This window comes from Niastella sp., assembly GCF_045805085.1.
Taxonomy (GTDB): Bacteria; Bacteroidota; Bacteroidia; order Chitinophagales; family Chitinophagaceae; genus Niastella.
The window spans coordinates 1-12,795 of record NZ_JBJMLX010000472.1 but is presented as its reverse complement, the minus strand read 5'-3'; the positions used below and the strand labels follow the sequence as shown (position 1 = coordinate 12,795).

8 protein-coding genes are annotated in these 12,795 nt (G+C 44.7%); 7 read left to right on the top strand and 1 reads right to left on the bottom strand.

The features are described 5' to 3' along the window. On the top strand, window positions 1–1,190 hold a 1,190-nt coding region (locus tag ACJ751_RS24740; protein ID WP_407748210.1), incomplete at its 5' end, for a DUF4982 domain-containing protein. A 211-nt stretch (window positions 1,191–1,401) separates the two neighbouring features. Here the strand turns inward: ACJ751_RS24740 and ACJ751_RS24735 are convergent. Continuing rightward, window positions 1,402–1,914 (bottom strand): hypothetical protein, encoded by a 513-nt coding sequence (locus ACJ751_RS24735; protein WP_407748209.1) that lies wholly within the window; start codon window positions 1,912–1,914, stop codon window positions 1,402–1,404. Window positions 1,915–2,271: 357 nt separating this feature from the next. Between ACJ751_RS24735 and ACJ751_RS24730 the strand changes: the two genes are divergently transcribed. The 6 genes from ACJ751_RS24730 to ACJ751_RS24705 form a co-directional block, all read left to right on the top strand. Continuing rightward, the gene (locus ACJ751_RS24730) at window positions 2,272–3,336 is read left to right on the top strand and encodes a hypothetical protein (RefSeq protein ID WP_407748208.1); all 1,065 of its coding nucleotides are present in this window, start codon (window positions 2,272–2,274) and stop codon (window positions 3,334–3,336) included. A gap of 429 nt (window positions 3,337–3,765) precedes the next feature. Next, window positions 3,766–6,135 (top strand): T9SS type B sorting domain-containing protein, encoded by a 2,370-nt coding sequence (locus ACJ751_RS24725; RefSeq protein ID WP_407748207.1) that lies wholly within the window; start codon window positions 3,766–3,768, stop codon window positions 6,133–6,135. 263 nt (window positions 6,136–6,398) lie between these two features. Further along, complete coding sequence (locus ACJ751_RS24720; RefSeq protein WP_407748206.1) at window positions 6,399–6,980, top strand: RNA polymerase sigma factor; 582 nt, start codon at window positions 6,399–6,401, stop codon at window positions 6,978–6,980. 194 nt (window positions 6,981–7,174) lie between these two features. Continuing rightward, complete coding sequence (locus ACJ751_RS24715; RefSeq protein WP_407748205.1) at window positions 7,175–8,416, top strand: FecR family protein; 1,242 nt, start codon at window positions 7,175–7,177, stop codon at window positions 8,414–8,416. A 213-nt stretch (window positions 8,417–8,629) separates the two neighbouring features. Next, complete coding sequence (locus ACJ751_RS24710) at window positions 8,630–12,232, top strand: SusC/RagA family TonB-linked outer membrane protein (RefSeq protein ID WP_407748204.1); 3,603 nt, start codon at window positions 8,630–8,632, stop codon at window positions 12,230–12,232. Between the two features lie 54 nt (window positions 12,233–12,286). Next, window positions 12,287–12,795: RagB/SusD family nutrient uptake outer membrane protein (locus tag ACJ751_RS24705; protein WP_407748203.1), on the top strand; the 509-nt coding region annotated here is incomplete at its 3' end.

The following is a 12,795-nucleotide window of genomic DNA, read 5'->3' as shown; positions in this document are numbered from 1 at the left end:
TTATCTGGAGCCTGGGTAATGAAATTCCCGAACAACATGCGAAAGGCGGTGACACCGCCGGTGTGGTATTGCTGCGTGAAATGCAACGGATCGTACGCAGTCTCGACGACCGGCCCACCGTTACCGCCAACAATCATACAGACGATAATAACCAGCTGTTGCGATCGGGCATCAATGACCTGATTGGTTATAATTACAACCAGGGCATCTGGATGCCGGAACATGTGCAAAAGAAATGGGGACGTAAACCGTTCATTGTAACTGAATCGGTATCGGCAATTCAATCAAGAGGGCATTATGATCTGCCATCAGACAGCATGCGCGTTTGGCCGCAACGCTGGGACCTGCCCCTCAAAAACGCCAATCCCGATCTTACCTGTTCTGCTTATGAAAACTGTTACACGCCCTGGGGATCATCCCACCTGACCACGTTGAAAGCGTTTTTAAAATATGAAAGCGTCAGTGGCATGTTTGTATGGACGGGTTTTGATTATATAGGCGAACCAACACCGTATCTCTGGCCCGCCCGCAGTTCTTACTTTGGCATTGTTGACCTGGCCGGGTTTCCGAAAGATGTTTATTATTTGTACCAAAGTTTGTTCACCACCAAAAATGTGTTGCATTTGTTTCCGCACTGGAACTGGAAACCAGGACAAATGATTGACATGTGGGCCTATTATAATAATGCCGATGAAGTGGAACTGTTCATCAATGGAAGATCGCAGGGCGTTAAAAAGAAAACCGGTGATGACCTGTATGTAATGTGGCGGGTGCCATTTGAAGCAGGCAGGGTAGAAGCCATCTCAAAAAAGAACGGAAAAGCAGTGGCCTCCCAGGTGATAAAAACTGCCGGTGAGCCGGCGAAGCTGATTGTACAGGCCGATAGAAGCGCCATCAAAGGCGATGGAAAAGACCTGTCGTTTGTAACGGTAAAAGTGGTAGATAAAGACGGCAACCTGGTGCCCGATGCTGCCAATAATATTCAGTTTAAAGTAAGCGGTCCGGGGTTTATTGCCGGCGTTGATAATGGTTGCCAAACCAGTCTGGAATCATTTAAAGGCAGCGAACACAAAGCTTTCAATGGATTGTGTTTGGCTGTAGTGCAGTCAAACGGAAAACCAGGGATCATAAAATTGCAGGCGCAATCAGCAGGACTGACCGCTGCAACCATCGATATCACGGGTAAGTAAATGTCTGAACCGGATTTTTGGGATTAATGAGATGAGCGGGAAAAGGATCCCTATCTCATTGATCCCATTCATCCCATATATCCCAGTTCAGACTAAAAATGTTTTACCCGAACTTACAAGCATGTACCAGATGCTTGCGAGTTCGGGCAAAAGCAGAGAAATATCTTCTTAATCAATAACAGTGTTGCTAAAACGGAAGTTCGGCTATCTACTATTGGAAACAGCCGGCTGATAACGCCTGGAAAGTATCAGCGATTAACTCAGTGAACTTCTTTGACGTAACTGAAGGCGCAACGGTGCCCTGGTCAGTTAACACTACATTACCAACCTGGTAATAATTGGTAGTGTTGTTGTCGAAAACTTTAGTAACGCTATTATTTTTGAAATAATAACACCGGCTAAAATTCAACGAATCTGTTGTAAACACGAAGTTGGCTTTCATGATCTCTCTGTTGGCCTTGCTGTAGAACAATTCAACCCAGTATTTTCCTTCACGCGCTTTACCACGAAAAGAAGCATGATCCAAATAATTATTTGCATCAATACCAGATACCATTGAATCGATCGTTGGCTTTTGGTTCACAAAATTGATCATGGGTTGTGCCGGTGCCTGCGTAGCTGTGGTTTTATTACTAACATACTTTGCAGTAGTGTTTTGTGCCAGAGCGGGTACGGCGGCTACAGCGGCAAGAAGGACTGTAAACAATCCGATTTTCGTTTTCATATACGAATGGGTTTTATTAAAACTACACAAGTTTCCCGGATTGTGCAATAGCAGGGGTAAAAAAGGTTTTGGGTGGAACCCGCGCCCGGATTGACTTTCTATTATAGGTACTGGTATTCAACAGATTGCAGCTTTGCTAACTTTTTCAGCAAAGCAATTGGGAACAATTAGAATTTGGTTAGAGCTCCGCTCAAAAAAGGCACTAAAAGTTATTGGCCGGCGTTACTAAGAGTTATTAGTTATAACGGTGTGAAAGCATGCTGAAACTTATAAACAGCTTGTTTTCATCACTTGTTTTAACTTAATTTCGCCCGCTGATTTTCCTTTGATAAAACGTACAAAATAGTAACACACGCAATGAAATCAATAACCTGGTTCACGCGCCCAAGTCGCCTGGTTGTGGCAGCCTGTCTGCCGTTTATTATGAATGCCTGTTCCAATGGACAAGCCAATTCTTCTAATGCCCAAACATCCGATTCAACAGCAAAGCCAAAAGTAGAAGAAAAGCCTGCTGTGGCCGATGTGACCAAACCCGCTTTAACGCTCGACTCAGCCCTTTTCGATCGCAATAACCTGCACCTGGCGAATGGTGATTCTTCCGGCCGCTGGCCCGTTAAAACGCCTTATCCAAACGCAGGCGCTATTCTTCCTTATAAACGAATTGTAGCCTATTATGGTAACCTGTATTCAAAGAATATGGGTGTACTGGGTGAGTACCCACCAGATGAAATGCTGCAAAAACTGGGTGCTGAATGTAAAAAATGGGAAGCTGCCGACCCTGCAATGCCGGTTCAGCCTGCCCTTCATTATATTGCCGTAACTGCCCAGGGGGCTCCCGGCAAAGACGGCAAATACCGTTTGCGCATGCCGTTCAAACAAATTGATTCCATCCTGAAAATGGCAGCGCGCATCAACGCCCTGGTTTTCCTGGATGTGCAGGTGGGTTTCAGCAATGTACAGGCTGAAATTCCCCAATTGGAACAATACCTGAAAATGCCGCACGTGCACCTGGGTATCGATCCTGAGTTCTCTATGAAAACAGGAAAAAGACCCGGTTCTGTGATCGGTACCATGGATGCCGCTGACGTGAATTTTGTAAGTGATTACCTGAGTAACCTCACCAAAGCCAATAACCTGCCGCCCAAGATCCTGGTAGTGCACCGCTTTACCCAGAACATGGTGACCAATTACAAGAATATCAAAATTCACCCGGATGTGCAGATCGTAATGGATATGGACGGCTGGGGCGAGCCTTCACTGAAACACGATAGCTACAAAGCATATGTTTGGAAAGAGCCTGTTCAATTTGCCGGTTTCAAACTGTTCTATAAAAATGACATCCGCAAGCAGAACAGCCACATGTTAACGCCGCAGGAAGTACTGGCCGAAAAGCCACAACCGGTGTACATACAATATCAGTAAAAATACCCCCAGTATTAAAAATATCAGCCCTCCCGACCACCTGTCGGGAGGGCTTTTTTTATTACGATGCTATTCCCCGGTTCAGATTTAATGTGTACATTTAAATACATTGATTGATACCCTTTCAAACCTGTTTATTTGATCCATGGGCTGGCGCGCCAATGTCCCGCAAGAAGCAGGCAGATGGCACTGGGCAGAGTGGAATCAGTGGTTCTTAAGCCGGGCGACCAGGCAACCGTTTCCCAGACATCCCAAAAATCCCACCCATCCCAGTTCAGACATTTAATTAACAGAATACCAACCAGTACAGGATAATTAGCGTACAAATAAGGATAGAAGTATTTTTTTGTGGCCCCTATTAAAACTTGGATGAAAAAATATTTACTCAGCCTTGCTGCAATATTTTTAGCGGCAACTGGATTTTCACAGTTGCAGACCTGTCCAACTAACATCAATTTTGGAACGGGTGACCTTTCTTTTTGGTCAGCCACAACCGGGTTGATAAACGGGCCCTCGCAATCCTATCCTTCACCTAATACCGGAATTACTACCATTCCTGAATATTCCCTCAGCAATACGGGCATTCAGGTAATCACTTCGCCAACCAGTGACCCGTTTGGTTTTTTCCCAACGGTTCCTACCATTAATGGGTATTCTTACAGTTATTCTATTATGCTTGGGTCAAGCACAACGTCCCGCGCCCTGGGACAAACCGGTCGCAATCCCGGCGGTTTTACCCGTGCTGTTACTTACGTTATTAATGTGCCGCCTGGTTCCACCGCAGATCCCTATACCATGACCTATGCCTACGCCATGGTGCTGGAGAACGGAACCCACAATTCAAACGAACAACCGCTGTTTAAAGCTACTTTAAGCACCCACGATAGTATTATCACCTGCGCCTCGCCCGGTTATTACCTGCCCACATTTAATAATGCAGCTGGCGGTAACGGTGGCTCGGGAACCGGCGCCACCCTCGACTCTGCTACGGCAAAGGCCAATGGGTTTACCAACAGCCCTGTTCCTTTCATGAATTTTTCGGGGAACAATAACAATGGCACCCTGCTGTATGATATTTGGACGAAGGGCTGGACCGAAGTTACTTTCGATTTGTCGCCCTACCGGGGTCAGCAGGTTAGCCTCACTTTTGAAGCCGATAATTGCCGTCCGGGCGCTCACTTTGCCTATGCTTACGTGGCCTTGCGTAATACCTGTGCCGGACTGGAGATAAGCGGAAAACAAATTGCCTGTACCAATACTACGGTTGAATATTCAGTGCCGGCGCTGGCCGGCGCCTCCTACGATTGGACGGTTCCCGCCGGCTGGACGATCAATTCAGGGGCCAATAGCAATATTATTAATGTGACTGTGGGCGCCAATGGCGGCAAGGTTACCAGCCATGAAGTAAATGGCTGCGCCGATCTGCGCGATACCATCAATATTTCAACCAGGCCGCCTACTGTGGCTGGCAGAATTATGAGCGATACTACCATTTGCTCCGGTAACAACAGCGTGCCGTTATCCCTGGCAGACGAAGTAGGGGGTGTACTGAAATGGGTATCTTCAACCGATGGCATTACCTGGCGGGAAGTTTCGGTGACCAGCGATCAATATACAGTCCAGAACCTGGTTGCCACAACCCGGTATGCGGCGGTAGTGCAAAACAGTTCGGCCTGTACCATCGATACAAGCACGGCTGCATTAATTACGGTAGATCCCAGGTCGAAAGGTGGCAAAGTAAGTCCCGATCTCACCAATGTTTGTTTGAACGAAGGCGCCCGCCCCCTGTTGACATTAAGTGATAATAACGGAGCGGTGGTGAACTGGCAATCGTCACTTAATAGCAGCAGCTGGAGCAATTTTTCACCTGCTTACCAAAATACAACTTACCAGGCCGGTCCCGTTACGCAAACGGAGTATTACCGGGCCGTGGTGAAAAGCGGGGTTTGTCCTGCCGATACCAGCGATATGGCCACCATCAGGTTTTTCAATGTGCCGGCGCCTGAAGCAACAATCGATCCTCAAAACAGTAATATCTGCTATGGTAAATCAATAGTGCTGAATGCCACCATTACAACAGGTACCAACTACGCCTGGGGTAATAGTGTGTCTTTATCGCCCGGCGGCAGTGGGGTAGTACCTGCTGTGCCATATAATATAAGTGCCACTGCTACGCCAAAAGTTACGTCGAATGTGGTATTGTCGGTTACCAATGCCGGTTGTCCCAACCCGTTAAGAGATACTTTTCATATAGATGTTACCAAACCCATTATTGTAAAAGCAGGCAACGATACCACGGTGGTTATCAATCAGCCTTTGCAATTCAATGCTACGGTAAACGATCCCAATGCCAATCGCTGGACCTGGGCGCCTCCAACCGGGTTGAACTTTTCCAATATTTCAAACCCCGTTGGGTTGTATAATGAGGAAGCGCCTGCAGCGATATCCTATGTTGTAACAGCGGAAACCGCGGCCGGTTGCTACGGAACTGATACGGTCACCGTAAAAATATTTAAAACACAAGCCTCTATCTTCATGCCATCAGGCTTTACTCCCAATCACGATGGCCATAACGATGTGATCCGCCCCATTCTGGCAGGCATCAAACAGTTGCTGTATTTCAGAGTATACAATCGCTGGGGGCAACTGGTGTTCAGTACCAGCGAAGTAAACAAGGGCTGGGACGGATCCCTGGGCGGTTCGCAACAGTCGTCCGAGAATTTTGTGTATATGGTGCAGGCTATAGATTATACCGGCAAAGTAGTTGTTAAACGGGGGAATTTTGTGTTGGTACGCTAATATTGTGCACCAAAAATGCTGCGCTCGCCCCTAAACGCCATTGACGCCAATTGCGAATGTGTTGCAAATACGTTTATGTATCTCGTTTTTACACATGCATTTTTTGACATAACAATAACGCTATCATTAACCGATATTTATAATTGATGGCGGCTGCAATTAATTTTATTTGCAGATAAGGTGCCGTATTTATAACTTGGTGCCATTACTAACTGTATTTCTCTGTTTATCTACTATCCTTTGACGATCCAAAGAGGACTAATATGACAGATGAGCAAATTATGCAGAAGATCCTGAAGAAGGATCCTGAGGCGTTCAACGAAGTATATAATAAACTTTATCGCAAATTGTTCCTGTTTGCCAATAGCCTTATCGCCAACACGGAAGAAGCCAGGGATATTGTGACTGAATCTTTTATTAAACTTTGGTCTCAGGAAAACCATTTTTCCAATATGACTCACCTGCAGGTGTACTTTTACACCGTTATAAAAAATGCCTGTATCGATTATTTGCGCAGAGATAAATTAAAAGCAAAGATTGAGAACCGCCTCGTTAAGGAAGAGCACATCACCGAAAACGTTATTGAAAAAAAATACCAGGAAGCCGAGCTGGTGCAGATCTTATACGATCGTATTAACCAGTTGCCCGACAGAATGCAGCAGGTATTCAAACTCACTTATCTTGATGGGTTTAGCAGAACAGAGGTAGCACAAATGTTGAACCTTTCTGAAAATACGATCCGCAATACCAATGCGGCCGCCATGAAAGCGCTTAGGCTTACCCTTGGGGTTGAACAGGTAATGATCCTGATCTTTATCACCCTTCTTTTTATGATGGCCGCCTAATGGTAATCCCGTATATGCTTCTTTAATATCCTGATCTGAAATTCATTGCCGCGTTGATTTTAATATATCCCATCCAAAAAGTACAGATCCGCACAAAAAAAGTATAAAATTTATCAAGGGCACTGGTACAAAGTTTTCGCTCATCCGTATTCATATAGCCGGAGCTTTAGATAACCCTGAAAAATCATTGTGTAATGAAGGACAATAGCATCATCAATGGAATAATTATTAAAGTAATTACCGGTGAAGCGCTTACTTCAACCGAAAGCACAATGTACTCAGCCTATATGGCAGATGAGGGAAACCGCCGGTTCGTGGAGGAATTCAAGAATGATGCATACCTGCTTCAAAAGTTGAAAGAAATACATGCCATAGATGTAGCAGGCGGCAAGGCCATTATTGAAGAAGAACTAAAACGAAATTATGGAAAGCAGGTAGATATAAAAAGACCCAGAAAGTTATTTCGGGATGTAGCAACCTCAGCAGCAGCAGTATTGTTTATACTGACTGCTGCTTATTTTTTCTGGTGGTACAGTAAGCGCGATAAAGCCATAGAAGTAAAGGAGGAAGTAAAAACAATAGCTCAAAAAGCTATTGGGCCTGCACAAAGAATAGCGTCCCTTACACTGGCCGATGGCAGCAGGATATTACTGGATAGCGCCAAAGCCGGTCAGCTGGCGCAACAGGGTGGGGCGGTGGTTATGAATGAGAACGGCGCCCTGAAATACCAAACCAGATCAGCAGCCCGGGAAATATTATTTAATACCCTCACTACTGCCTACGCACAAACCTATAGCATGGAACTGGCCGATGGCAGTAAAGCATGGTTAAATGCCGGCGCCTCCATCCGGTATCCGGTTGAATTTTCCGGTAATGAAAGAAAGGTAGAAATAACCGGTGAAGTATATTTTGAAGTAGCGCACGACGCAACCAAACCTTTCATTGTTCATGTATCCGGTAAAAAGGGGTCGATGGATGTTCAGGTATTGGGCACTCATTTTAATATCAATGCATATGATGATGAACCTGTGATGAAGACAACTTTATTAGAAGGAAGTGTGAAAGTTACCAAAGATGCTGCATCAGTTTTATTGAAGCCTGGAGAACAAACATCAGTATCCCCGTCATCCCAACCATCCCACCCCATCCCGGTTCAGACAGAAGCAGTTGTTGCCTGGAAGAACGGCGTTTTCAGTTTTGATAATGCTGATATCGATGTAGTGATGCGTCAGTTAATAAAGTGGTACGACATTGAAGTAGTATATGATGGCGATAAGCCTTCCGATAAAATAAGTGGAGAAATGCAGCGGAATTTAACGCTGCCCCAGGTAGCTGAGAACCTTGAATTCATGACCGGTCTGCATTTCCGGGTTGAAGGAAGAAAACTGATTGTGCCGGCTGCCTCACCCAATGATTCCCGCAAGAATGATAAGTAACCAACATAGTTCATTTCTATTTACCCCTATGCATATTTCCCAATAAAAATGTTTTGAAAAACCCGCTTAGCCATATTTAAAATTATACACCTATGAATGCTTAAACATGTACGACCGTAAAAAAAGCCGGTATGTCCACTAAACACACCGGCTGAAAAAGGTCGATAACAAAACCGATTAGAATCCTATTATTCAACCTTCAATTACTAAGGTATGCAATTTCGCAATTACCTGCCGGATTTTATTGCTTGCACGGCCGGCAAACCCATTAACCATTTAAAATCGCTCGTAAGCAAACAAACCTTACGAATTATGAAATTAACTGCCATCCTATTAACCATTGTATTTTTAAACGTACATGCAACGGGCGTGTCCCAAACCGTTACTTATTCAGGGGATAACATCTTGCTTGAAAAAGTATTTACGGCCATAAAACAACAAACGGGATATTTGTTCCTGTACCCGGCCGATGTGTTGAAAGACGCAACAAAGGTCACCATACATGTAAAAAATGCGCCCCTGGAAGAAGCGTTAACCCAGGCGTTGAAAGGCCAGCCGCTCAGATACATGATCCAGAATAAAACGATCGTGATCTCAAAGAACAGAGAGGCCGGCGAAAATAAAAAACCCGATGATAAGGATATAACGGCGCCGCCTGTTGACATAAAAGGAAAGGTGTTGAATCATAAAGGCGAACCGCTGGCCGGCGCCAACGTAAAAGTAAAGGGTACAACCATTGGCGGCGTTACCAATGCCGATGGATTTTTTGATCTGAGAGGAGTGGGGGAGCATGCAGTATTGGAAATTTCTTACCTGGGGTTTGAAACACAAACTGTAAATGTAGATGGCAGAACAACTGTTTCTGTACAACTGGCGCTTGAAGTAAGTGAAATGGCCAGCGTGTCTGTATCGGTGTATACCGGTTATCAGCAGATCCCAAAAGAAAGAGCTACCGGTTCTTTTGTGCAAGTTGATAATAAATTGTTGAACCGCGGAACATCAATGGATGTGCTGGGTCGGTTGGAAGGGGTAGCGAGCGGGGTAGCGTTTTATAGGAATAGCAAATCAGATCAGCCTACTATAGCTATACGGGGCCGAAGCACCATCTTCGGCTATGCCCAACCCCTGATAGTGTTAGACAATTTCCCTTACGATGGGGACATTACCAACATTAATCCCAACACGGTGGAATCCATTACCGTTTTGCGGGATGCAGCAGCTGCCTCTATATATGGCGTGCGTGCTGCCAACGGGGTAATTGTGATCACGTCTAAAAAGGGTAGTGCTAATCATGCTCCAGAAGCGCACTTTAATACCAATGTTACCATCGGCGCCAAACCCGACATGCATTATTTACCTTTAATGTCCTCCCCGGATTTTATTGATGCAGAGAAAGACTTCTTTGCAAGGGGATGGTATACCAGCCAGGAAACCAGTTCTGCAAAATCTCCATTAACGCCTGTGGTGGAATTGTTGATCAAAAAACGGGATGGGTTGATCCCGGCTGCTGAGGCCGATCAGCAAATTGAAGCGCTGAAAAACAACAATGTGGTGGACCAGTTTGAAAAATACTTTTTAAGGAACCAGGTTGTGGTTCAGAATGCTTTATCTATCTCAGGCGGTGGCGATAAATCCAAATATTTTTTATCATTCAGTTATGATAAAGATAAAACCAGTTATGAAAGAAATCGCTTTGACCGGTTTTCGATAAACGCCAACAATAGTTTTACCCCATTTAAAAATGTTGATATCAATACCGGGTTAATGTACACCAACACCAGGTTTGTCAACAATAACCCTGGTATCAATGATTTGATGAATGCATTTGGAAGAAAATTTTATCCATATGCGCAACTGGTTGATGAGAATGGATATGCGCTTCCGGTTTCTTATGGAATTAGGGATACGTATAAAACATTAAAAGAAAGCCAGGGGTTTTTAGACTGGCAGTATCGCCCGTATGACGAGCTCAATGTGGCCAATAATGTTACGCAGCAAAACTATAGCCGGGTAAACCTGGAGATAAGGAAAACATTTACCCCAAGCTTTAATATTGAAGTAAAGTATCAGTATGAAAAGCAATTGAAGAAGCAGAATATCCTGCAAAGCCAGGCAGGCTATTATACCAGGAACCTGATTAACCAGTATTATAATCCTACAGGTACGGTGAAGTATCCCGTTCCGTTGGGCGATATTTTAGACCAAACGAATTCCGAACTGGAAGGCCATACAGGGCGTGCCCAGGCAAATTTTAACCAGGTATGGCAACGGCACAGGGTGAGCGTTATTGGCGGTTTTGAAATAAAAGAACTGCATAATGCAAGTACTCCGGCCCGGTTGTATGGGTATAATGATGAGACTGCCGTTTACCAGCCGGTTGACCTGGTAACCCGGTTTTCTACCAACCCGTCAGCAACACTTCTGGCAATCCCATCTGCCAAACCGATAACTGATTTAACAGACAGGTTCCTGTCGTATTATGCCAATGGTTCCTATACATATAACGACCGGTATGTATTTTCAGCCAGCGGCCGTTTGGATAACACCAATTTCTTTGGTATAAAAACCAATCATCGGGTGGTACCGTTATGGTCTACCGGTGTTAAGTGGAATATTTCCCGCGAAGGTTTTTTTTCAAGCGATTGGCTCGATCAGCTGGCCATACGGGCAACGTATGGATCTAATGGAAATATAGCTAAGGATCTTACGACTTATACAACGGTCCGGTATATAACCGATGCTACAACCCGGGCTATTGCTGCATCCGTGCAGAATCCGCCCAATCCTGATCTGCGATGGGAAACGGTAAATATGATGAACCTGGGCGTTCTTTTTACTTTAAAGAAGAATGTACTATCCGGTACCATTGAATACTTTTCAAAGAAAGGAAACAATTTGATTGGGGATGTAGCCATGGACCCCACCACCGGTATTTCCGGTTTCAGAGGCAACGTGTCGAACATTAAAGGAAACGGCGTTGATGTACAGTTAAATGGTAAAGTAGTAGTGGGCAGGCAATTCAGTTGGAATCCCGCCTTTTTATTCAGCTATGCAACCGATAAAGTAACGAATTATACAAAAACGTTTGTTGCTCCAAGCCTGATACTGGGAGGCAGTGGCGACGCATCCACCGGCCTTACGCCGCTCCCCGGCCATCCGGTCTTAAGCATCTACAGCTTTGCCTGGGGCGGCCTGGACCCAACTACTGGGGATCCGGTTGGGATTCTTGATGGTCAAAAAACAACCGATTATTCTTCTTTGGTTACCAAAACAACGGCTAATGATCTGGTTTATAGTGGTCCTGTTAATCCAACCATGGTAGGCGCCTTCAGAAATGATTTTTACTGGAACAGTTTTTCACTCTCTGTAAATATCACTTATAAGCTGGGACACTATTTCAGAATGCCTTCCATTGATTATAGTGAGCTGTTGTATTATTGGGCCGGAAACAAGGATTATGCCAGCAGATGGCAAAAACCCGGCGATGAAGAACATACCAATGTGCCGTCCATTCCTTCTGCATTACCTGTTAGCACCAGTAGCCGGGATTATCGGTTCTATTCAAATTCACTGGTGCTGGTACAAAAAGCAGATCATATCCGCTTGCAGGACATTGTAATAAGTTATGATCTTGAAAGACAGAATCTGCCCCGCATGCCGTTTCAACGGGCCCATATTTACTGCAACATGAACAACATCGCTATTTTATGGCGCGCCAATAAATTTGGCATCGATCCCGATGCCGTTCCCTATTCTGAATCAAGGGTGCTGCCGCAACCCCGCAGTATAACATTGGGAGCCAGATTTGATTTTTAATAGTAGAAACCAACAGGAATGACCTGTTCCTATTCATTCAAAAAAAATTACAACATGCGTAATTATAAAATATTGTTGTTTGTTTTTGTGAGTGTGAGTATTGTTTCGTGTAAAAAAGACTGGATAAAAATAAAGCCCAATAAATCAGTGGATGTGCCCACTTCAGTAGCGGATTTTCAGGCTTTATTAGACAATTCCACCATCATGAATGACATTCGCCCCTATTTGGGAGAAGTGAGTGCGGATAATTATTATGTCACCTATAATTATTGGCAAACATTGCCGTCCCTGGTCGATAAAAATGCTTATGTGTGGGCGGGTGATGTATACGATGGTTACCCTACCGATGGTCCCAACTGGAATAATTCGTACCGCCAGGTGTTTTATTCAAATTTAGTGTTGGATGATATTGATAAGGTTGGTTCAGAGGAGAAGAATACGCAGGAATGGAATAATGTCAAAGGAAGCGCCCTATATTACCGGGGGGAGGCTTTTTTTAATGTATCACAAATATATACAAGGCCATATAGTTTAACTTTTCCCGATTATGCAGGCATTCCGCT